Here is a 22096-nt window from a genome sequence, read left to right as displayed (position 1 = left end):
AATTCAATCGACCTACCGCGGGAACGCCGCTGCGTTTCCCCCGTCGACCGTGATGACGCAGCCTGTCGTCGCCTCCGCCGTGGCGAGATAAACGAAGGCCTGCGCCACGTCGGCTGCGGTGGTTTCGCGGCGGAGGAGGTTTGCCCGGAAATATTCATCCACGCCGACACCGCGCGCCCGGGCGCGGGCTTCGAGCATGCCGCCGCCGAAGATGCCCGTGCGGATGCGGTCGGCGTTCACCGCGTTCGAACGGATCCCGTAGGGCGCGAGATCCACGGCGTACTGGCGCGTGAGCGCGACGAGCGCGGCCTTCGGGATCGCGTACGGGCCGAAATCGGGGCCCTGGTTGAATGCGCTCTTCGACGCGTTGAAGAGCAAGGCGCCGCCCGAGCCTTGCTGGATCAGCACGTCGGAGGCGAACCGCGCGACGTTCTGGTGCCCGAGCAAGTTCACCTCCAGCGAGGCGCGCAGCGCGCTGTCGCCCTGTTCCCCGTGGATCGGCCCCTCGAACGCCGCGCCCGCGTTCGACACGACCACGTCGAGCCCGCCGAAGCGCAGCGTCGCCTTGCGGATCGTCATGCGCACGTCGTCCTTCGAGGTCACGTCGCAAGGCAGCAGGAAGACCCGATCGCCGTGCGCCTCGACGAGCGGCTGCGCGGCGCGCTCGAGGGCCTCCTCGTCTCGATCCGTGAGCGTCACGTGCGCGCCCGCGGCGAGCAGCGCGCGCGCTGTCGCGAAACCGATTCCCGATGCCGCGCCCGTCACGAGCGCGACGTGCCGATCGAGCGGTTTGCCCGCGCCTCCGCTCTTCTTCAGCTTGGCCTGCTCGAGGCTCCAGTACTCCACGTCGAAGATGTCGAGCTCGCTCGCGGGTTCGTAGCCGCCGTTCGCTTTGGCCTGCTCGATCACACCCGTCGTGTGCTCGTAGATGTCCGCCGTGATCTCGGCGTCCTTGCGCGTCTTGCCCGCGGTGAACGCGCCGAGCCCCTCGATGAGCAGGACGCGCGGCCACGGATCGAGCTCGCGCCTCTCGCCGGGGCGCTGTGCCGAGCAGCGGCGGAAGTAGTCCTTGTATTGCTCGGCGTACGCGGCGATCGCGGCGTCGAGCGTGGCCTTCGTCTTCTGGGGATCGTCGGGCGAGAGCGGCGGCAAGAGCAGCGGCTTCGGCTTCGTGCGCAGCACGTGATCAGGCGTGGCCGGGCCTATCTGCGTGATCTCTTCGAGGTCGCCGCGGTCGCAGAACGACACCATCTGCGGCGTCATGCGGAACGAGCAGATCCAGCGCTCGCCCGAGGCGCGGGCGAGGGCGCCGCGGATCATCGGCGCGAGGCGCGCGCAGGTGTCGGGCGAGGGGCTCGAGATCGTGCGCTGCGAGAGGGCCGTCGCCTCTTCGATCCAGCGCTCGGCGCGCGTCACGTTCGCGATCATGCGCTCGTAGCTCTCCATCGCGGTCTCGCCCCACGTGAAGATCCCGTGCTTGTCGAGGATCATCACGTTCGGCTCGCGGCCCGCGCGGGTGAGCGCGCGCCACAGATCCGCGACCTTCTTCGCCAGCGCGAAGCCGGGCATCACGTACGGGATGAAGAGCACGCGATCGCCGAAGACCTCGCGCACGAGCTGGTTCGATCCCGGCTGATCGACGATGGCGAGCACGGCGTCGGCGTGCGTGTGGTCGATGTACTTGAAGGGCAGGTAGGCGTGGAGGAGGGCCTCGACGGAGGGCGTCGGCGCGCTCGGCTCGAGCATGTGCGAGCGAAGGAGCGAGACCATCTGCTCGTCGGTCATGCTCGGCAGTTCGCAGAGCCTCCGGAGCTGTGCGAGCCGGCAGGCGGGGAAGCCGTCGGGCTCGATCGCGCCGAGATCCCAGCCGCTGCCCTTCACGTAGAGCACCTCGGTCGTGTCGCCGACGAGCTCGGTCACCCGCGTCTTGACGGAGGTGTTGCCGCCGCCGTGCAGCACGAGATCGGGGTCCTGACCGAGCAGGCGCGACGTGTAGACGCGCAGGGCCAGATCCTCGCCCCAGCGAGGGCCGTACGTCTCGACGAACTGGGCGGCTTCTGCGGCGCGGTACCGTGATTCCACGCCGCGTTCATACCACGGGAGGCAGGCGGCGCCGGGCCCGATCGAAGGGACAAACCGCGGCGCGCCTGGAGGAAACGCCGCGGCCGTCCGCCGTCAGTACCGGTAGTTCTCGGGCTTGAAGGGGCCCTCGACGGGCACGCCGATGTAGTCGGCTTGATCCTTCGTGAGCTGCGTGAGCTCGACGCCGAGCTTGGCGAGGTGCAGCGCGGCGACCTTCTCGTCGAGCTTCTTCGGGAGCAGGTGCACGCCGAGCGGATACTTCTCGGTCCAGAGCGCGATCTGGGCGAGGACCTGGTTCGAGAACGAGGTCGACATCACGAACGACGGGTGCCCCGTGGCGCAGCCGAGGTTCACCAGCCGGCCGCGGGCGAGCACGATGAGGCGCTTGCCGTCGGGGAAGATGAAGTGGTCGACCTGCGGCTTGATGTTCTCCTCTTTGATCTCGCGGTTCGACTCGAGCCACGCGATCTGGATCTCGGAATCGAAGTGGCCGATGTTGCAGAGGATCGCCTCGTCCTTCATCCGCAGCATGTGCTCGCCGCGGACGACGTCCTTGCAGCCCGTGGCCGTCACGAAGATGTCACCGACGTGCGCGACCGCCTCGAGCGTGCGCACCTCGTAGCCCTCCATCGCAGCCTGGAGCGCGCAGATCGGGTCGATCTCCGTGACGATGACGCGCGCGCCGAGCCCGCGCAGCGACTGCGCGCAGCCCTTGCCGACGTCGCCGTAGCCGCAGACGACCGCGACCTTGCCCGCGAACATCACGTCCGTCGCGCGCTTGATGCCGTCGCCGAGCGACTCGCGGCAGCCGTAGAGGTTGTCGAACTTCGACTTCGTGACCGAGTTGTTCACGTTGAACGACGGCACGCGGAGCAGGCCCTTGCGATGCATGTCGTAGAGCCGGTTCACGCCCGTCGTGGTCTCCTCGCTGATGCCGCGGACCGGATCCGGGCCCTCGAAGAGCTGCGGGTACTTCTCGTGGACCATCGTGGTCAGGTCGCCGCCGTCGTCGAGGATCATGTTCGGGCCTTTGCCGCCCTCGAACGCGTAGAGCTGCTGCTCGATGCACCAGTCGTACTCTTCGAGCGTCTCGCCCTTCCAGGCGAAGACGGGCACGCCCGTCGCCGCGATCGCGGCGGCCGCGTGATCCTGCGTCGAGTAGATGTTGCAGCTCGTCCAGGTCACCTCGGCGCCGAGCTCGCGCAGCGTCTCGATCAGGACCGCGGTCTGGATGGTCATGTGCAGGCAGCCCGCGATGCGGGCGCCGGCGAGGGGCTTCTGCTTGCCGTACTCGGCGCGCAGCGCCATGAGGCCGGGCATCTCCTTCTCGGCGATGCGGATCTCCTTGCGGCCCCAGTCGGCGAGGCTGAGATCGGCGACCTTGAAGCGGGGTTTTTCGCTCATCGTGTCCTCTTCGTGTTCTCGGCGGTCCCTTGCGTTTCCTCGCTGTGCCGACCGACCAGTAGCTGCCAGACGAGGTGCCTGTCCGGGCCGTCTCCCTGCCAGGCGCGCGGGAGACGGCGAATCGTCACGTCCACGAGACCCGCGTCCGCGGCCATCCGCCGCAGGGTCTCGGGATCGAAGCCTTGCCAGAGATCGGCCTCCTGCTCGCAGAGGGCCTGATCGTCGTGCGCCTCGTAGTCGAGGACGCACACCGCGCCGCCGCTCGGGCGCGCGAGGTTCATGAGCGCGGCCATCGCGCGGGCCGGCTTCGGCGCGTGATGCAAGACGCGCGCGGCGAAGACCACGTCCGCGCCGCCGGCGTCGCCGGCCCTCGACACGACGCGATCGCAGAGCTCGGGCGCGTCGTACTCGCCCTGCACGAGCTCCACGTTCGCGAGCTCGCGCCGACGGATGCGCTCCTCCGCGAGCGCGAGCTGCGCCTCGGCGCGATCCACCGCGATGACACGTTCGAAGAGCGGCGAGAGCACTTCGAGCAGCGCGCCGTCGCCCGTGCCCACGTCGACCGCGAGGGCCCGACGCGGCAGGAGCGGCGCGATCGCGGCGAGATACGCCCCCAGCTCGAGCGGCGGCCCGGACCGGACCGGCCTACCCCCGCGCGCGAAAAACTCGCGGGTCGCCGCGTCGCGGCCGGCGATCACCTCGCCGATCCGCTCCATCGTCCCGTCGGCCTCGCAGGCTGCGGTCCCGGCCCGCACCGCATCGGCCACCACCGGATCCGTCGCGGCCCCTGGCGAGAGCCGGAGCAGCGTCCACGTGCCTTGCTTGCGCGCGAGCAAAAGGCCCGCGTCCCTCAGCGCCGCCGTGTGCCGCGAGATCTTCGGCTGACCTTCCCGGAGCAGCTCCGAAAGCTCCCCGACGCCGAGCTCTTCGGCTGCGGCCAGCGCGAGCAGCCGCGGGCGCACCGGATCGGCGAGGAGCCGGTAGAGCTCCCACCGACTCGCGGCGTCCGAAGGCAGACGCCCGCTCGGGCCCGTCGGGTCGTGCATCACGTCTCTTGCTATATGCGTTCATGCGCATGCATGCAAGAACGTTCCGGTCCGACCTCCCGCTTCGATAATCACTTCAATAACGATGCTCGCTTCCGACCCTGGTACGCCTCCGCTCTGGTGCGTTATCCCCCAAATCCCTTGACGGCCCGCTCCATCCGCCCCTCTTCCGCGCGGCTGAGCAGGCCCACTGCGACCGTGCTCATCCGTTCGGGACGGAATACACGCTGGGCCGCATCCCGCACATCGGCGACCGTGACGCTCGCGAGCTCCTCGTGCCGGGCCATCGGCGTCCGCGCGATGCCCGCGAACGCGGCGAGGCCGTAGAAGCTCGCCACGGCCTCGGCGTCGTCGAGCATCGCCTCGACGGACCAGAGGTGGCGGTTCTTCGCCTTGTCGAGCTCTTCGGGCGTCGGCCCGTGGGACGCGAGCTCGTGGACGAGCGCAAAAATCTCCTTCAGCACGACGGTCGCGCGCTCGTGCGCCGCGCCCGCGGCGATGTCGACGACGCCGTCGTCCTCGTATGCCTCGAACATGCCCGACACGTCGTAACAGAGGCCGAGCCGGTCGCAGATGCGCTCGTAGAGGCGCGTCGACATGCCGTCGTCGAGCACGCGCAAAAGCATCTCCACGCCCGGCTCGAGCCTGTCCTTCTCGCTCACCGCGCGGAACGCGACACGGAGCTCCGTCTGGCTCGACTGGTTCTCGATGAACGAAAAGCGCGGCTTCTTCTGGCCGTTCGGCGGAGGCGCCGCGGCGATGCGGCTGCCCTTGGGCATCGCGCTGAAGGCGCGCTCGGCGGCCTTGATCACGCGATCCGGATCGAGGTTGCCCGCGAGGCAGAGGACCGCGTTCGACGCCGTGTAATGCCGCGCGTGGTGAGCGCGCAGCATCGACGCGTCGAAGAGCGCGAGCGTGTCGAGCCCGCCCGTGATCGTGTAGCCGAGCGGGTGATCCTGGTACATCAGGGCCCGCGCGAGGTTGTCCGCGTCGATGATCCGGCCGTCGTCGTCGAGATCCTCGAGGATCTCCTCCCGCACGATCCCGCGCTCGATCTCGAGGTCCGAGAAGCGCGGATCCGTCGTCACCTCACCGAGCAGAGAGATCACCTGCTCGAAGTTCCGCGGCGGCACGGAGATGCTCATCACGCCGTGATCCACGTAGGTCGCGGCGTAGAGCGTGCCGCCGAGCCGCTCGAACGCGAGGGCCTGCGCGTGGGCCGAAGGCAGGTCCTTCGTCCCACGGAAAACCATGTGCTCCAGGAAGTGCGAGATCCCGTTCGTCTTGGATGTCTCGAAGCGGGATCCCGTGCGTAGGAAGAGAGCCGCGACCGCGCGATGCACGCTCGGCTGCGGCACGATGACGAGAGGCAACCCGTTCGGGAGGACGAGGTCTTGGTGGATCAGCATCCGCCCTCACGAATGATGCATCCGGGCCCGTTCCGCTACTCGCCGAGGTCCTCGGCGCCTTCCTTGGCGGGCTTGGATTCCGTCGTGAACTCCGCGCCGCCGAACTTGATCTCCGTCCCGAGCGTGTTGCGCAGGCGCGAGATGTAAGCGACGAGCGCGTCCTCCTGCTTCTCCTCGCGGAACTGGGCCATGAACATCGGGCGATCCTTCTCCCAGTCTTCCTTCGAGGCAGGCTTCTTCTCCTTCAGGACCATCACGGCGTAGCCGTTGAAGAGCTGGACGATCTCGTCCGCGGCGTCGCCCGGCTTCTCCAGCTTGAAGGCCGTCGTCGCTGCGTTGGAGCCCGGCATCATGCCCGGGATGGGGCTACCCGAAGAGTTGAACGGGAGGCTCGACTCGACGACGGGGCGCTGCGGGTGCTTGCGCACGGGCGACTCGGCCGCGGCCTCGTCCTTCTTGGCCTCGTCCTTCTTCTTCTCGTCCTTCTTGGCCTTGTCGTCCTTCTTGGCCTTGTCGTCCTTCTTCTCGTCCTTCTTGGCGACCTTCGCTTCGAGCTCGGAGAGGTAGGTATCGACGGCCTGGTCGAGCGTCTTGCCGCCCTTCACCGCGGCGAGGATCGCCTTCGCGGCCTCGGCCGTCAGGCGCTCGGTTTCGAACTTGAGGTAGAGCTCCTCGTCGACCTCGGCGCGGCCCACGGCCTCGGCTTCGAGGTCCTTCGCGACCTTGTCGACGAGCACGAGGTGATACCCGAACTCGCTCTCGACGATGTCCGTCACCTTGCCGGGCTCGGCCTTGAGCATCGCGTCCTCGAAGGGTTTGACCATCTTGCCCTTCGTCACACAGCCGAGCAGGCCGCCGCGCTCCGCGCTGCCATCCTCGCTCATCGCGCGCGCCACATCGGCGAAGCTCTCGCCCTTGTCGAGCCGCGCCTTCGCCTGCTCGATCTTCTCCTTGGCCTTCGCCTTCGCGCCTTCGGGATCGGCGTTGTCCTGATCGATCTTGGCGAGGATGTGGCGGGTCACGCGGCACTCGGGCAGGTACGAGGACTTGCGCGAGTTCCACTGGCGCTCCTCCTCCTCCTTGTTCAGCGCGACCCACGCGTCGATCGCCTTCTGCGACTTGTCGGCCACGAGATCCGCGAAGAAGCGCTTGTCGAGGCGGACGTAGGAGACGGTGGCCGTCGACTTGTCCTGGTTGTACCGCGCGAACGCCTCGGCCTCGCCCACGACCGCGCGCGAACGGACGAGATCGCGCATGCGCGCCGCGATGATCTCTTCCTTCTGGTACTCGCGGAAGTCCTGCGGGCTCATCTTGGCGACCATGCGGACCTCGCGCTCGTATGCTTTGAGGTCGAACTTTCCGGTCTGCCTATTTTTGACGTTCAGGTAGCGGACCATGCCGAGGCCCCTGTACGAGGGTCCGCGGGGATCGATGACGCGACCGTCGGGCATGGTGATGGGGGCGAGCGGCATCGAGACGTGCATCCGACCCGAGGTGAGCGCCTCGTTGAGCTCCTCTTCGGAGACGGTGATCCCGAGCCGCTTCGCGTCCTCGTTCAGAAGCTGCCGCTCGATCAGGCCCTCGGCCGTGATCTTGCGGAAGTTCAGCTGGCGCAACACCTCGGCGTCGGCGCGCGGGGCGAGCAAGCGGTACGAGGCCCAGTAATGGCCCGACGAGATGCAGGCCCCGCGGATCTCCACGGCGCACCTCGCAGACTCGACCATCTGTTGCCCTGCGTTCGGCCGGAACTGGACGATGAAGACGAGGGCGATGGCGATGACGGCGAAGCCGCCCAGGATGCTTGTCAACTTGTTCACGTGCTCGAGCTCCGCATCCGGCGTGCGCGAGGTCAGAAGCCTCGCAGGGATAACCGAGGCCCCGGCATAGCACGACTTCACGAGAGAGGCGCTGGGGGAAGGGCTCCTTTGGCCACGTCGAACGGCTCGACCGCCCGGCGCGTGATGAGTAAGCTCCCGGTCCCATGGCCACACCGAAAAACATGCTGCCGGATTGCGGGCTCTACCTGACGTCGCAGCCGCTTCCGGGCAACGAGCAGAAGGTCCCTGCCAACACGATCGTGTATTTCCACAATCACTCGGACAGCGGCCTTCCTCAGATCATCACGCCCGACCACAACATCCACAACCGATGGCATTTCCACGGCCCGGGCATCGAGTTCCGCGGCCTCAACTGGGCGGGCACGTTGAAGAAGCTCACGCCCGAAGGCTTTTACACGCTGCGCCGCGAGCTCACCTTCGACGGCGGATCCTGGCCGAAGGGCGCGATCGTCCAGCTCGGCTACACCCGCGAGGGTGACCCGATCCTGTTCATCGGCCGCGTCCGATCCCGCCTCGACGAGAACGACCTCTTCTTCTCGGACAAGGGCCTCAAGCTGAAGCGCGATCAGCTCAACGTCCTCGAGCCCGCCCCGGTCTACCAGGAGCCCGACGACGGCTCGAGCGGCCACGCCCCGAACGCCACGCATTGAGCCCTGGGCGAACCAAAACGGAAAAACCGTACGTAGGCTGACAGCACGAGGCTCGCTGCTACGCTTCCGAGCCTCGTGAAACGCCGTTCTTTGACGCCGACCTCGTGCGCTTCTTCCTCTTCCTCCATGGCCGGGTTCCACCGTCGCGCCTCGGCGCGGAGGCCGTTCTCCGAGCGGGTGGTGTTCCGTCGCGGGGAGAGGGAAGTGCACGGCTTCGCGCTCAACCTCAGCCAGGGCGGTTTGCGCGCGATCCTCGACGAGCCCGTGGCGCTCGGTGAGTGCTTCGAGGTAGGCCTCGGCGAGGAGGGTTCGCGATCCGGTCGGGTCGTCTGGATCCAGGAGGAGCTCGGCGGCGCGATCGTCGGCCTCGCGTTCCTCGATGCGGAGACGGCGATGCACGAGGCCGAGGCGCCCCTTGACGTTTCTTCTCGAAGTTGCGAGCCTTGGGCCCGGTCCAAATAATCTGGGGGGCCCAGAACGATCGGACGATGCCGACCCCGGCCGAAGTCAAAAAAGCTTTGATTGCCGCAGGGTTCGAGGTGTTCCGCACACGCGGTGACGTCGTGCACGTCGCCGAGCGCGCGCGGGAAAACCTCATCATGGACTCGGGCGTGCGCGTGCATGCGGGCGAGGTCGCGGTGGGCCTCGTGCTGCGCGCGCAGCGCAGCGATTTCCCGCAGGACCCGGACGACGCGATGTTCGAGCGCGCGCGTGGGCTCGGCGTCGCCGCGCGGGAGCGCGGCTACCACGAGGTCGGGACGCAGATCACGCGCCTGCCGGATCCGAGCGACGAGGAGCGCACGCTCGACAGCTGGTTCGAGGTCTCCTTCGAGAAGCGCGTGGCGGGCCTCGACGAGGCGATGGCCGAGGTCGGCTTCGCGCTCTCGCTCGAGAAGGCGGCGTCGCGGTCGTAGTGCGCTACGACGACGGCGTGAGCGACGACGAAGACGACGACGTCGAGCTCGAGGCGCAGCCCGAGCGCCCAGGGAGGCAGGGGCGCGCGCGGAAACTCCTCGGCTCGGACGGGCCGCTCGCGCGCGCGTTCGAGGGCTACGAGGATCGCGAGGGGCAACTCGCGATGGCCGACGCGGTCGAGCGCTCGCTCGAGGAAGATCGCGTGCTGCTCTGCGAGGCGGGCACGGGTACGGGCAAGACGCTCGCGTACCTCGTCCCGGCGATCCTGAGCGGCCGCAAGGTCGTGATCTCCACGGCGACGAAGGCGCTCGAAGAGCAGATCTTCGCCAAGGATCTGCCCCTCGTGGCCGAGTACCTCGGGCTCCGCGTGTCGGCGGCGCTCGTGAAGGGGCTCGGCAATTACCTCTGCTTGCGGCGCTTCGACGAGCTGCGAACGAGCCCCGAGTCGCACCACGACGCGGCCGTCTCGCGCTCGCTGCCCGTCGTGGAGGCGTGGGCGCGGGAGACCGAGGTCGGTGATCTCGCGGAGCTCGTCACGCTCGCGGAGTCGGATCCGATCCGGCGCGAGGTGTGCTCGTCGAGCGAGACGCGCATCGGCTCGGCGTGCCCGTTCTTCGAAAAATGCTTCGTCACGCGCATGAAACGCGAGGCCGAGGAGGCGCGCGTGCTCGTGGTGAATCACCACCTGTTCTTCGCGGATCTCTCGCTCAAGCTCGGCCGCGGCAACGTCCCCGGCGCGGGCGCGCTGCCGCCGTACGACGCGGTGATCTTCGACGAGGCGCACGAGCTCGAGGACATCGCGACCGAGTTTTTTGGCACCCGCATTTCCGGGTCACGCGTCGACTCGATGCTGCGCGACGCCGATCGCGCCTTCATCGCGAGCGGGCTCGCCGATCGGATCCTCGGGCGAGGGGAGGGGACCGCGATCGTGGCGCTCGTGCGCGAGGCGGCGGATCGGTTCTTCGCGGCGGTCGCGAAGGCCGGGGGCGAAGCCGCGCGCGAGGGGCGCGTGGAGCTCCGGCGCGAGGTGTGGGCGGGGGAGCTCGTCGAGGCGTATCACCACTTCGACGAGGCGCTCGAAGCGCTCGGGGGGTACGCGTCGGCGCACGCGATCACGGAAGCGGTCGGGCTCGTGGGCACGCGCGCCGAGACGCTCCGCGCGGACGCGGCGAAGATCGTGGACGGCAAGTCGGGCCAGGTGACGTGGGTCGAGGTGCGCGCGCGATCCGTGTCCGTGGGCGCGTCGGCCGTCGACGTCGGCTGGCTCTTCCGCGAGGGCGTCTTCGAGCGGATCGGCGGCGTGGTGCTGACGAGCGCGACGATGACCGCGAAGGCCGGGGATTTTCGGTTTTTGCGCACGCGCCTCGGCCTCGACGAGCGCGTCACGGTGCCGGTCGACGAGCTCGTCGTGCCGTCGCCGTTCGACTACGCGTCGCGCGCGCTGCTCTACACGCCGCGGGATCTGCCGGAGGTCTCGGAGCCCGGCTTCCTCGCGGCGTCGGCCGATCGGATCGTGGAGCTCGTGAACATCGTGGGGGGCGGCGCGTTCGTTCTTTGCACCTCAAACCGTTCCATGGTCGCGCTCGGCCGCGCGCTCGCAGGAAGGGTGCCGGGGCCGCTCATGGTGCAGGGACAAGCGCCGAAGCGGATGCTGCTCTCGAAGTTCCGCGCCGCGCACCACGCGGTCCTCGTGGCCACGATGAGCTTCTGGGAAGGCGTCGACGTGCCGGGCGACGCGCTCCGGCTCGTGGTGATCGACAAGATCCCGTTCGCCGTGCCGACGGATCCCGTGGTCGTCGCGCGCTCGCAGGCGATCGAGCAGGCGGGGCACTCGCCGTTCGCGACGTACACCGTGCCGCAGGCGGCGATCACGCTGAAGCAAGGGTTCGGCCGGCTGATCCGGACGCGGCAGGATCGCGGGATCGTGGCGATCCTCGATCGACGGGTGCGGACGCGCGGCTACGGAGCGCTCTTGCTCGACGGACTACCGCCGGCCGCGCGCACCGAGCGCATCGACGAGGTGAAAGCCTTCTGGTCGAGGCTCTTGGCAGAGGACGCGGAAGGCTAGAGCACGCTGAAGGTGCGGTGCCCGAGCGTGACGCCGAGCGAGGAGACGCCCGAGGCGACGTTCGTGAAGCGCACGTGGCTCCAGTTGTTCGGCGCGGGGATCTCGAAGCCGTTCAAGGCGTAGATCGAGCTCTTCTCCCAGCGGATGAGGCTGAAGTCGTCGATGAAGACGCGCGCCTCGCCCGTCGCCGGCGGCGAGGTCCGGAAGTAGAAGCGCGCGCTCGTCGCGCTCGAGGCGGCCGTGACGTTCACGACGAACTGCGTCCAGCCGTACGTGCCCGCGGTCTTCGTATACGAGTCCGTCGTGCTCACGATCGTGCCGCTATCGCTGTACATGCGCGTCGTGAGCGTGAACGGGCCCGCGTTGTCGCCGCGAATCCAGCCCGTGATCGTGAGCTTCGAGCCGCCGTCGAAGGAGACGCGGTTGTTGTTGTAGACCGTGATCTCCGTCGAGTTCGACGCGTTGCGGAGCATCACGAGCGCGCCCATGCCGCTGCGCACGACGCTGTTCTCCACGTAGCGGACCGTGCTCTGGTCCCACGCACGCCCCTCGCTGAAATCACCGTCCACGTCGAGGTCCTCGAAGTCCCCGTTGATGAGCAGCTCGCGGCCCCACTCGACCGTCGCGCTCGCGCTCGACTTCACATAGGAGAGCGAGTCCGAAGGCGCGTTCCGCGTGAACGCGATGGGCCCGGTCGCCTGGCTCGTCACGGGCGCGTTGAGCGCCTGGTTCGTCGTGGTGGTCGAGTACTGCGAGGCCGATCGGAGCGCGACGATGCGGTGCCCCGCGGGGAAGACGACCGCGCCCGAGAGCCCGTCCGCGACGTTCTGGCCGGCCGGGTTCTTCGGCAGGTACGTCGACAGGTGCCCGAAATGCCGACCCATCCGCGCGAGCCCGTCGCCCGCGACGAGCTTCGGCACGTAGCCCTCGATGCTGATCGGGATGAGATCCAGCCGCGCGACGTCGAAGCCGCCGCCCGCGAGCACGTCGACGTCCGCGACCGCGAGGATGGACTGGAAGGTCTCGTGGACGTCCTGATCGAAGACGAAGTTGCCGAGGGACATCAGCACGAACTTCGGCGTCCCGCCCACGTTCACGAGGCCGATGCCCTGCGCCGTGTGCGTGTGGTGGGCGACGACGATCCCCGCGCCCCGGTTCGCGAGTGAGATGAACTTCGTGCGCATCGAGTTCGACGGGAACTCGCTGTACTCCACGCCGCCGTGGATCATGGGGATCGCGAAGCGCTCGGGCGTCTCGTCGTCGATGAACGTGTTCATGTTCGTGGCCGACGCTTCGAGCGCGCCGGCCTTGTCCGGATCACGGGCGACGAGCAGGTAGTCGAGCTCCGTCGATCCGTCGGAGACGAGCTCGCTGAAGCCGAGCAGCGAGAGCGGCACGTTGTTGAACGAGCGGAAGATCGTGGTGCCCTCGGCGTTCGTCTCGTTCGAGCCCACGCCGCACCAGTCGAGCCCCGCGTTCGAGACGTGGAGCATCGAGTCGGTCACGCCGGTCGTGAGGTAGTCGAAGATGTGGTTGTTCGCGAGGCTGACGCCGTCGATGCCCGCGTACGTGAGGCCCGCGAGCGTCTCGGGGTACGAGAAGAACGTGTAGTCCTTGTACGGATGCGGAGTGGTCGAGTCCGAGGTGACCGGGGACTCGAGGTTGACGACCGTGTAGTCCGCGGAGGCGAGCGCGTCGCGCACGTAGGCGTAGAGGGCCTGCGCGTCGGCCGCGCGGCTCGCGGGTCGGATGAGGTCACCCGCCTCGCCTTCGACGCCGTCGGCGTCGAGGTCCGTGAAGCGGCGGCCCATCATGGTGTCGCCGCCGAAGATCAGGCGCACGCGGCCCGTCTTCGTCGGGTTCATGGAGATCGTGCCCGTGCTCGTGATCGTCTCGCTCGTCGGCCGGTGCAGGTCGACGGGGACGATCTCGCTGTAATGGCCGGAGGCGGTGATCTTGAGCAGCACGTTCCGGCGCCGGAGGCCCGTGATCGTGAAGCCGCCGGACGCGTTCGTGGTGGCCGTCTTGTTCGCGTTCGCCGCGCCGTCGCCCCAGGCGAGGACGGTCACCGTGGCGCCCGAGAGGGCCTGGCCCGAGCGGTTCTTGACCGTGCCGCTCAGGCTGATGAGGGTCTGCTCGTATGTCGTGTCGAACGTGGCTTCGCTCGTGTCGAACACGTAAGGCTGCGCGAGCGCCACCGCCGGCGCGAAGGCGCTCGCGACGCCGAGCCACACGAGCCCTGCCCGAAGGTGTTTACCGGTGATGCGGGTCTCAGCCATGGTGCGCTCCGTGCCGTCCTAGAGGGGTCGAACAGGGACCGGAGAGCGCTCGCGAGGATGGAAGGGCCGGGTTCGACGCGAGCGCTCGCGGGCCCCGATAGGAAATTTCAGTCTTTTCCGGCTGGACCGAGCCCGTCAATCGTTCGCGCCGAGAACCCTCGTGGAGAGGGCGCGGACGCTACGGCCGCACGCGAACGGGTGTCCTTTCCCGCAGCGAGGCAGGAATTTTGTGGACATTCTGCACGGAGGACGGACGGAGCTCAGGCGCGGAGCGTGGCGCCGAAGCGGGCGTGGACGGTCTCGACGACGGACTTGTGCCGCCGGTCGACTTCCTCGTCCGTGAGCGTGCGGGCCTTCTCGGGGTCGGTGGCGGCGCGCGGGTCGCGGTAGATGACGTGGAAGGCGAGCGAGCGGTGGCCCGCGGGGATGCTGCCGCCGCGGAAGAGGTCGAAGACCTCGACGGACTCGCAGAGGTCGCCGCCGGCCTCGCGGATGGCCGCGCCGACCGCGCCGGCCTCGACCTCGTCGCGGACAGTCAGCGCGATGTCGCGCGTGGCCGCGGGGAGGGTCGGGATCGGGCGGTACTGCGGGCGCGCTGCCCCGACCTCGGCGAGGGCGCGGAGATCGAGCTCGACGACGACCGCGGAGCCGCCGAGGTCGAGCTTGTCGACGACGTCGGGGTGCAGGACACCAAACGCGCCCACGACGCGGCCCTTCACGAGGACGTGCCCCGCGGCGCGCGGGTGCAGGTACGGCGCGCGGGTCGCCTCGGGTTGGTGCGCGACGTCGGCCTTCTCGTGCGTGACGCGCTCGACGATCTCGAGGGCCACACCCTTCGCGTCGTACACGTCGACCTCGACCGGCTTTTGCAGCGGCGAGCGGCGGTAACCGGCGAGCACCGCGGCGAACGAGGGGGCCTCGTCGGCGAGCGGCGCGCGCGCAGGGTCGGCGAGGAAACGCGCGCCGACCGTGAAGAGCCGTGCGTCGGGGACGCCGTGCCTGCGGGCGCGTCGCACGGCCTCGAGCAGGCCCGGCAGGAGCGACGTGCGCATCACGGCGCGATCCTGCGTGAGCGGGTTCAAGAGGCGGAACGGCGCGGGCGGCAGGCCGAGCGCCTCGATCTCCTCGGGAGAGACGAAGCCGTACGTGATCGCCTCCGACAAACCGACGGAGACGGCCGCGCCGCGCACGCGGAGCGAGAGGTCGAACGCATGACGCGGAGGCTGCGGGCGCAGGGCCGGGAGCACGGTCGGCACGGTGCCGAGGCCACGCACGCGCACGACCTCCTCGACGAGATCGGCCTCGCCGGCGATGTCGGGCCGGTGCGGGGGCGGGACGACGTCGGCGTACGCGGCTTCACCCTCGCCGTGCGTGTCGCGGACCTCGAAGCCGAGGCGCGTGAGGATGTCCGTCGCCTCGGGGAGCGGGACGTCCGTGCCGAGCAGCGCGTTCATGCGTGCGGCGCGCAGGCGCACGGGCTCGCGGGCCGGGATCTTCACGCCCGCGAGGATCGGCTCGCGCGCCGCCGCGCCGCCCGCGAGCTCCGTGAGCAGCGTCGTCGCGTAGGCGAGCGCGTCTTCGAGCGAGCCGTGATCGACGCCGCGCTCGAAGCGGTGGCTCGACTCGGTGTGCATGCCGTGCCGGCGCGCGGTGCGCCGCACGCCGCGCGGCGCGAAGTAAGCGCATTCGAGGAGCACACGCGTGGTGCTTCCGTGGATCTCGCTGTTCGCGCCGCCCATGATGCCCGCGAGCGCGGTCGGCCCCTCGGCGTCCGCGATGACGAGGTCGTCCACGTCGAGCTTGCGATCTTCACCGTCGAGCGTCTTCAGCGGCTCGCCCGACGTGGCGCGGCGCACGATGATCTGGCCGCCGCGCACGTCGTTCAGATCGAACGCGTGCATCGGCTGCCCGTACTCGAGCAGCACGAGGTTCGTCACGTCGACGACGTTCGAGATCGAACGAACGCCCAGGCTCTCCAGCCGGTAGCGCAGCCACGTCGGCGAGGGACCGATCGTCGCGCCGAGCACGAGGCCCGCGCCGTACCGCGGACAACGCTCGGTGTCGTCAATCCGCACGGACACGTGGCGCGACACCGTCTCGCCTTCGGCGAACCGCGCGGGCGCTCTCGGCGTGGGTCGCTTCCACGGCAGGTTGAAGAGCGCCGCGATCTCGCGGGCGAGGCCGATGTGGCCGAGCGCGTCAGGACGGTTGGGGGTCAAACCAAGGTGGAGGATGTAGTCGTGCACCTCGGGCATGGCCTCGCGCAGCGGCGTACCCGGCGCGGCGAGGCCCTTCGGCAGGATGATGATGCCCGCGTCCTCTTCCTTGCTCGCGATCGCCGAGAGCCCGAGCTCGCGCTCGGAGCAGAGCATGCCCTCGCTGACGACGCCGCCGATCTCGCGCGGCGTGAGCGTCATGTTCACGGCCGGCAGGTGCGCACCGAGGGGCGCGAAGGCCACGAGGCCGCCCGGCTCGGGCACGTTCGGCGCGCCGCAGACGATGCGTTGCTCGGCGCCGCCTCGGTTGATCGTGACGAGCTTGAGCTTCGCCCGCGACGGGTGCGCCTCGTAGGCCTTCACCTCGGCCACGACGAGCGTCTTCGTGCCCTCGCCGAACTCGGTGATCGCCTCGACCTCGATCCCGGCGTGCGTCAGACGCCGCCCGATCTCCTCGGGAGAAGCGTCGAGACCGGGGATGAGCTCGCGAATCCAGCGGTAAGAGGCCTTCATGACCCCTGCGGCCTAAAACGCATGAAACGTCCGGTCAAGCTTTCTCGACCGGGGCCACAAAACGACGAAGGCTCCTTCTTGCGAAGGAGCCTCCTTCCGTCTCGGACCTAAAGGCCCTTTTTCACTGCAGCTCGGGGGGCGCGTCGTGGCCGTGGCCGTCGTCCTCGCCGCCCTCGCCCTTCTTTTCGTCCTTCTTCTTGTCGTCGGACTTCTCGAACTTGGCGCGATCCGCCGTGGCCCAGTCACCGGACCACGACGAGATCACGTACACCGTGCCGTCCCCGCCCTCTTTCTGGGCGAAGCGGCTCGAGCCCTTGCTCGTCTTGCCGACCTTGACCGTGATGTCGCCGGCGTTGTCCTTGAGCTTGATCTGGACCACGCCGCCGTTCGTCTCGGCCCCGTCGAGCCCGGTGTCCGATTTCTCGTCACCGAAGTCCTCGGCGGTCAGGGACTTGTATGCGCGCAGCATGTCCTTGACCTTGGCCTCGTCGAATTTTTCCCACTTCTTCTCGGGCTTCTCGAGCTTCTTGTCCTTGTCGCGCTTCGCGTACGAGCCCGCCCACTTCTCGTCGTTCTTCGAGAAGCTGAACTGGCCGTTCGCGTTGGTCACGGACACCTGGATCACGTTCGCGTCCTCGAACTTGAGGATCGACGTCTCGCGCCAGTTCTTGACCTCACGCGTGTAGAGGAAGTTCGAGTAGCCGCCGACCACCCACACGCCGTCCTTGCCGCCGACGCGCGCGAGCTGGCCGCGAGAGCCGCTCTTGCCGAAGTAGGCGTCGAAGATCTTGCCGTCGCCCTTGTAGGCGAGGACGTGGACGCCCTTCTCGTCGTCGAGCTCGTACTGCTTGTAGGTGCCCGTGCCGCGGTCGATGCTCTCCTTGACCTTGATCTCCTTCAAGTTGTCGAGGAGTGACCGCACGTTCGAAGCGTTCGCCTTGGCGGACACGGGGGCCACGAGCTCCCATGCGTCGCCCTTCTTCTCCAGCGTGACGCTCGATTTGTCGGCGTTCTTGATCTCGATCTTGGTGATCGCCTCGACGTCGTCCTTCGAGGGCGCGAGGGCCGGGAAGTCGGCCGTCGCCGCGGTCGCGGAGTGGGCCGACATCTCCTTCTGCTTCGTCTGCCTCGTGGCGTAGAGGCCGCCGCCGAGGGCCGCGAGGACGCCGATCGCCACGTAGATCTTGTGCTCGGTCTTCATGGGTGTCCTTCGTCTTCGTCGTCAGTCGAGTCGGATGGAAGCCCGCGCGTTCTCACGCCGCCACCAGCGGAAGAGGCCAAACGCCGCGAAGAGCAAGGGTCCGAAGAGCGTGAGCGACCACTGCACCCGCGTCTGCGTCTTCTTGCGCTCGAGGCGATAGTCCTCGGCCTTCTTCGTCGCCGTCGCCTCGTCGTCCGTCGCGTCGATCTTCGGCGCCTCGATGTTCGCGTACGTGAGCTTCGGCTCCTGGAGGAGCTTCGCGCTCGTCGCGATGAGATCGCTGTCGCCGCTCATCCAGTCGAGGACGTTCTTGAACGCGAGGATCGTCGCCGTCAGGTAGTTCTGAGCGTACGGCATCGAGAGCATCTGCAGATCCTCGTCGCCGCCCATGCCGCCCATCATCATCATCTGCGGCGGCATCGGGGGCGCGTTGCCCGAGCGCGCGTAGGGGTTCGCGAGGAACTGCGAGGCGCTGATCACGAGCAGGCGGCTCTTGTCCTTCGACTCGGCCGGCGTCTCGATGCCCTCACCCGCGCCGCCGAACGCGCTCTTGATCTTGCCCTCGAGCGCGACGGCCATCGCGCGCTGGCCGTACTCGCCCTTCGGCTTGGCCTGCGCGGAGAACTTGAGGTCGATCGCGTCGGAGGTGTCGACCGTGGTGCGCGGCGTGGAGCGAGCGACCACCTTCATCTGCGCGCCCGGCTGCTTCTCCGGGTGCGCGACGAGCGTCGAGGGGAAGGGGAACGCGAGCTCCTCGATGCGGAAGAAGCCGGCGAACGACGAGTCGAGCGTCTGCTCGGCCTCGCCGAGGCCGTCGACGTGCTGCGCGTGCGCCATGCCGTAGCCGATGATGCCGATGACCTGGCCGGTCTGCGTCGGGACCGCGATGCGGACGGGGCGACCCCAGTCCATGATCGCTTCCTTCTTCATCTCGACGCCGTAGCCGTCGAGCAGTTTGTCCAGGCCATGGAGGTTCAGCTCGGCCTTCATCGCCGCGTCGGAGGCCTTGAGGTTCACGGCGCCCGCGATCACCACGACCGACTTGTTCCCCTCCATGAGGAACTGATCGATGCGGCGGAGCTCCTTCTCCGTGTAGTCCTTCGCGGGCTGCGTGATGATGATGCCCGCGAGCTCCTTGTTGATCTCGGCGTCGCCGTTCTGCAGGTCGACCTCCTCGATCTTGTAGAAGGGCAGCGCCTGGTCGAGGATCCCCTTCATCGAGGGGCCGCCGCCGCGGCCGGGCTGCGCCGCCACGAGGTTCGTGTCGGTCAGCTTGATCTCGTCCTTGCCCGTGATGACGCCGTACTTCTGGTAGACGTTGTCGGCGCGGTCGCGGAGCTCCCGGATCTTGTTGGTGATCCAGAATTCGAGGCCCTGCGACTGATCCGCCGACAGTATCGGGATCGCCTCTTTCTCGCTGCCGTACTTGAAGGCGATGCCCATGAAGCCGCGCGTGATCGTGGCCTGATCCTGGCCCGTCTCGCTGCCCTCACCGAAGGCCGCTTCCTGCAGGCCCGCTTCCTTCGCGGCCGTGCGCTGCTCCTCGGTCTTCGGCTCGATGAGCGTGTACTTGAACTTGCCGTTCGAGCCGCGCTCGTACTCGTTCATCAGGTCGACGAGGTCCTGGATGAAGGCCTCCTGCTTGGGGCCGCCGCGCGTCACGTAGACGTCGACCTGCAGGTCTTGCTTGAGGCCCTCGGACACGAGGCGCGCCGAGCCCTTCGACAGGGTGAACCGCTCGTTCTTCGTCACGTCGAAGCGCTTGTTCTGGATGAACGCGATGACGTTCACGACGACGAGGATCGCCGCGACGAGGACGAGATAAACGCCGGTAGCCGCTCTGGCCTTGGTCTTGCGTTCCATGGCCTTCCTCCTATGCCCACTTCCGGCGCTCGAGCGCGCGGAACGCCGCCATCAGGCAGCCGACCGCGATCGAGGCGAAATAGACGATGTCACGGGTGTTGATCATGCCCTTCGCGAAGGGCACGAGGCGGGTGTCGAAGCTGATGAACGAGATGGCTTCGCGCAGCCAGGGCGTCGGCATCTTGTCCGCCACGCTGCCGACCATGTGAAGCGCGAAGAGCACCACGAAGGTGATGAAGAACGCGACCGTCTGGCTCTCCGCGAGCGCCGAGATCAGAAGGCCGATCGAGACGGCCGCCGCGCTGTAGAGCAGGAGGCCGAGGTAGCCCGAGTAGACCGGGCCCATGTCGAGCGGGCCGAGATCCCAGGGCCTCCAGAACATGAGCATCGGGTAGAGCAGCGTCGAGGCGACGAGCAGGAGCACGAGCCCCCACGCCCCGAGGAACTTGCCCAGGATCACCTCGTGATCCTTCACGGGCAGGGTGATCAGCATCTCGAGCGTGCCCGAGCGCTTCTCCTCCGCGAGCAGGCGCATCGTCACGACGGGGATGATCAGGAACGACAAACCCCGCGGCGCCTGCGCGAAGATCTGCACGAGCGAGGCCCGGTCCTGCTGCCAGAAGCCGCCCCCGAACTCGAAGAACACGAAGCCCAGCAGGATCAGCCCGAGGCAGATCACGACGTAGGCCAGCGTCGAGTCGAAGTTCGAGCGGAACTCGCGCTTCGCGATGATGAATGTGGTGCCCATCGGCGTTCAGCCCTTCTTCTTCTTGTCGTCCTCGTCGGACTCGTCTTCGTCCTCGTCCTCGTCGGACGCGTCCTCGTCGGACTCGTCTTCGGCGGACTCGTCCTCGTCCTCGTCCTCGTCCTCTTCGGCGCCGGCCGCCTCGGCCTCGTCCTCGTCGTCCTCGACGATGGGACGGCCACGATCGCGACGCTCGTCGTTCTTCGTGAGCGCCTTGAACACGTCCTCGAGCTTCTGCGCTTCACGACGCATCTCGAGGAGCAGCCAGCCCTTCGAGACCATGAGCTGGAAGATCTCCGCGCGGATGTCGCCGTCCTGCGCGCCCGCGAGCTGGAAGCTGTGCGCGCGATCGTCCGTCGGCAGCTCCACCACGCTCGTCACGCCGGGCAGCTTCTCGAGGGCCGCCTGCACTTCCTCGGCGCTCGGCGCCTTCTTCGCGGGGCTTCCCTCGAAGACGCGCTTCTCGTGCACCTGGACCACGTAGCGGACCCGGCCGCTCTTCGCGCGGATCTCCTCGAGCGGGCCGTCGGCGACGATGCGCCCCTTGGAGACGATGATCGCGCGGGCACAGGCCTGCTCGACCTCGGAGAGGTTGTGCGTCGACAGGAGGATCGTGCGCTCCTTACCGATCTCCTGGATGTACTTGATGACCTCGGCCTTCTCGTTCGGGTCGAGGTCGCTCGTCGGCTCGTCGAGGATGAGGATCGGCGGGTCGTGCACGAGCGCCTGGGCGAGGCCGACGCGCTGTCGATAGCCGTGCGACAGGTCGCGGATGTCCTTGCCGAGGCTCGTCGCGAGGCCGCAGACCTCGACGATGTTCTTCATGCGCTTCTTGAACGTGGACGTCTCGAGCCCACGCATGTCCGCGACGAAGCTCAGGTACTCCCAGACGTTCATTTCCCCGTAGAGGGGCGCGCGCTGGGGCAGGTAGCCGATCTTCTTCCGGACCTCGAGGGGATCGTCGAATACGTCGTAGCCATGCACCCGCGCCGTCCCGCCGGTGGCGGAAATGAAGCAGGTGAGAATGCGCATCGTCGTGGACTTGCCGGCGCCGTTCGGGCCGAGAAAGCCCACCACCTCCCCGCGGTGGACCTCGAAGCTCACCTTGTCGAGCGCGCGAAACGCCCCGTATCGCTTGGTGAGCCCATTGGCCTCGATCATCACGTCGGTAGACAATCCGACCTCCTTCGGTAGAGCGCGAACCTAAGCGCCCTTTGTCGCTGCACGGTAAAACCAGGTGAGGGTCCGCCAGAGCCTCACGGCGGCGCCCCTCGGCTCGGGATCTCGCGATCTTGACGATCTGGCCCGAGTGAACGGCGCGCATCCTAGCGGTGGGCGGATCCGTGTCAACGCCATGGTGACGTCGATCGCGCGGCCCAAACCCCCATCGAACGGCTTTATTCCCGGTCCCCACGTCCAGATATGTGTGGTTCTGCATACTTGCCCCGAGCGGCGGACGCGGAAGGGGCGAGGTGCGGGAAAGCGGCGGCGGGGCTGGAAGACAAGGGCGGCGCGGAAGCGGCGAGGAGGGCGGAGGGAGCCGGGACGGCGGGACGCACGGGCGGGGGGAAGGGGGCGGTGGTAGGGTCGGAGAATCTTTCTTCGGCGCAGGGAGCGGCGAGCAGGAGGTTCCTTCATGTCCCTTCGGAAGCAGTGGTCTTTTCTGGGTACGAGCGCGGCGTGCGCGCTCGGGCTTTGTGTCGTCCTCTCCGCGGCGTGTCGCGCGGAGGAGAACAACAACCCCTCGGGCGGCGACGGCGGTAGCGGCGCGCAGGGCCCCGCGGGTCCCGGCCCTGGCGGCGCGGGCGGCACCGGCGGCGCAGGCGGCGCGGGCGGCTCGGGTGGCTCCGGCGGCGGCGCGACCTGC

At 68.2% G+C, this 22096-nt stretch carries 16 protein-coding genes; 5 read left to right on the top strand and 11 right to left on the bottom strand.

Annotated elements, in window-relative coordinates; genetic code table 11:
- Positions 1-12 precede the first annotated feature (12 nt).
- The 5 genes from QHF83_RS47620 to QHF83_RS47600 all read right to left on the bottom strand — a co-directional run bounded on the left by QHF83_RS47620 (position 13) and on the right by QHF83_RS47600 (position 7758).
- Positions 13-2082 carry a bifunctional aldolase/short-chain dehydrogenase gene (locus tag QHF83_RS47620; protein ID WP_282424795.1) on the bottom strand — a complete coding sequence of 690 codons (2070 nt, stop codon included), beginning with the start codon at positions 2080-2082 and terminating at the stop codon, positions 13-15.
- A 93-nt stretch (positions 2083-2175) separates the two neighbouring features.
- Positions 2176-3486, bottom strand: a complete 1311-nt coding sequence (gene ahcY / locus QHF83_RS47615; RefSeq protein WP_282424794.1) for an adenosylhomocysteinase — start codon at positions 3484-3486, stop codon at positions 2176-2178.
- Complete coding sequence (locus tag QHF83_RS47610; RefSeq protein ID WP_282424793.1) at positions 3483-4532, bottom strand: methyltransferase; 1050 nt, start codon at positions 4530-4532, stop codon at positions 3483-3485. The genes ahcY and QHF83_RS47610 overlap by 4 nt, the downstream gene beginning before the upstream one ends.
- Before the next feature lie 125 nt (positions 4533-4657).
- Positions 4658-5941, bottom strand: coding sequence for a pitrilysin family protein (locus QHF83_RS47605; protein WP_282424792.1), 1284 nt, complete (start codon positions 5939-5941; stop codon positions 4658-4660).
- 35 nt (positions 5942-5976) lie between these two features.
- On the bottom strand, positions 5977-7758 hold the full coding sequence (locus QHF83_RS47600; protein ID WP_282424791.1) for a peptidylprolyl isomerase: 1782 nt from the start codon (positions 7756-7758) through the stop codon (positions 5977-5979).
- Positions 7759-7922: 164 nt separating this feature from the next.
- Here QHF83_RS47600 and QHF83_RS47595 point away from each other — a divergent pair, with 164 nt between their 5' ends.
- From QHF83_RS47595 to QHF83_RS47580, 4 genes are all read left to right on the top strand, one after another.
- Positions 7923-8429, top strand: a complete 507-nt coding sequence (locus QHF83_RS47595) for a hypothetical protein (RefSeq protein WP_272423346.1) — start codon at positions 7923-7925, stop codon at positions 8427-8429.
- Positions 8430-8555: 126 nt separating this feature from the next.
- Positions 8556-8891: a PilZ domain-containing protein gene (locus QHF83_RS47590; protein ID WP_282424790.1), complete on the top strand. Its 336-nt coding sequence runs from the start codon at positions 8556-8558 to the stop codon at positions 8889-8891.
- A 26-nt stretch (positions 8892-8917) separates the two neighbouring features.
- Positions 8918-9343: a hypothetical protein gene (locus tag QHF83_RS47585; RefSeq protein ID WP_282424789.1), complete on the top strand. Its 426-nt coding sequence runs from the start codon at positions 8918-8920 to the stop codon at positions 9341-9343.
- 17 nt (positions 9344-9360) lie between these two features.
- Positions 9361-11412, top strand: coding sequence for an ATP-dependent DNA helicase (locus QHF83_RS47580; protein WP_282424788.1), 2052 nt, complete (start codon positions 9361-9363; stop codon positions 11410-11412).
- On the opposite strand, the gene QHF83_RS47575 is transcribed toward QHF83_RS47580, so the two are convergent.
- The 6 genes from QHF83_RS47575 to QHF83_RS47550 all read right to left on the bottom strand — a co-directional run bounded on the left by QHF83_RS47575 (position 11409) and on the right by QHF83_RS47550 (position 21405).
- Positions 11409-13691: a CapA family protein gene (locus QHF83_RS47575; RefSeq protein WP_282424787.1), complete on the bottom strand. Its 2283-nt coding sequence runs from the start codon at positions 13689-13691 to the stop codon at positions 11409-11411. The two genes, QHF83_RS47580 and QHF83_RS47575, sit on opposite strands and share 4 nt — an antisense overlap.
- Positions 13692-13951: 260 nt before the next feature.
- Positions 13952-16420, bottom strand: a complete 2469-nt coding sequence (pheT, locus tag QHF83_RS47570; protein WP_282424786.1) for a phenylalanine--tRNA ligase subunit beta — start codon at positions 16418-16420, stop codon at positions 13952-13954.
- Positions 16421-16541: 121 nt separating this feature from the next.
- Positions 16542-17621 carry a DUF4340 domain-containing protein gene (locus tag QHF83_RS47565; protein ID WP_282424785.1) on the bottom strand — a complete coding sequence of 360 codons (1080 nt, stop codon included), beginning with the start codon at positions 17619-17621 and terminating at the stop codon, positions 16542-16544.
- Between the two features lie 21 nt (positions 17622-17642).
- Complete coding sequence (locus tag QHF83_RS47560; protein ID WP_282424784.1) at positions 17643-19484, bottom strand: Gldg family protein; 1842 nt, start codon at positions 19482-19484, stop codon at positions 17643-17645.
- Positions 19485-19494: 10 nt separating this feature from the next.
- A complete protein-coding gene (locus QHF83_RS47555; protein WP_282424783.1) occupies positions 19495-20232 on the bottom strand; it encodes an ABC transporter permease in 738 nt (245 codons plus the stop codon).
- A gap of 6 nt (positions 20233-20238) precedes the next feature.
- On the bottom strand, positions 20239-21405 hold the full coding sequence (locus tag QHF83_RS47550) for an ATP-binding cassette domain-containing protein (RefSeq protein WP_282424782.1): 1167 nt from the start codon (positions 21403-21405) through the stop codon (positions 20239-20241).
- 460 nt (positions 21406-21865) lie between these two features.
- On the opposite strand from QHF83_RS47550, the gene QHF83_RS47545 reads away from it, so the two are divergent.
- Positions 21866-22096: hypothetical protein (locus tag QHF83_RS47545; RefSeq protein ID WP_282424781.1), on the top strand; the 231-nt coding region annotated here is incomplete at its 3' end.

Origin of the sequence: Polyangium sp. 15x6, from assembly GCF_029960785.1 — a bacterium.
Classification (GTDB): Bacteria; Myxococcota_A; Polyangia; order Polyangiales; family Polyangiaceae; genus Polyangium.
Note: the sequence above shows the minus strand (reverse complement) of the source record. Positions and strands in the feature narration are given on the sequence as shown.

Bases quoted from the DNA above. Each gene is read 5' to 3' on its own strand.
- ahcY (WP_282424794.1), bottom strand. From the start codon at position 3,486: ATGAGCGAAAAACCCCGCTTCAAGGTCGCCGATCTCAGCCTCGCCGAC.
- QHF83_RS47610 (WP_282424793.1), bottom strand. From the start codon at position 4,532: ATGCACGACCCGACGGGCCCGAGCGGGCGTCTGCCTTCGGACGCCGCG.
- QHF83_RS47605 (WP_282424792.1), bottom strand. From the start codon at position 5,941: ATGCTGATCCACCAAGACCTCGTCCTCCCGAACGGGTTGCCTCTCGTC.
- QHF83_RS47595 (WP_272423346.1), top strand. From the start codon at position 7,923: ATGGCCACACCGAAAAACATGCTGCCGGATTGCGGGCTCTACCTGACG.
- QHF83_RS47590 (WP_282424790.1), top strand. From the start codon at position 8,556: ATGGCCGGGTTCCACCGTCGCGCCTCGGCGCGGAGGCCGTTCTCCGAG.
- QHF83_RS47585 (WP_282424789.1), top strand. From the start codon at position 8,918: ATGCCGACCCCGGCCGAAGTCAAAAAAGCTTTGATTGCCGCAGGGTTC.
- QHF83_RS47575 (WP_282424787.1), bottom strand. From the start codon at position 13,691: ATGGCTGAGACCCGCATCACCGGTAAACACCTTCGGGCAGGGCTCGTG.
- pheT (WP_282424786.1), bottom strand. From the start codon at position 16,420: ATGAAGGCCTCTTACCGCTGGATTCGCGAGCTCATCCCCGGTCTCGAC.
- QHF83_RS47565 (WP_282424785.1), bottom strand. From the start codon at position 17,621: ATGAAGACCGAGCACAAGATCTACGTGGCGATCGGCGTCCTCGCGGCC.
- QHF83_RS47560 (WP_282424784.1), bottom strand. From the start codon at position 19,484: ATGGAACGCAAGACCAAGGCCAGAGCGGCTACCGGCGTTTATCTCGTC.
- QHF83_RS47555 (WP_282424783.1), bottom strand. From the start codon at position 20,232: ATGGGCACCACATTCATCATCGCGAAGCGCGAGTTCCGCTCGAACTTC.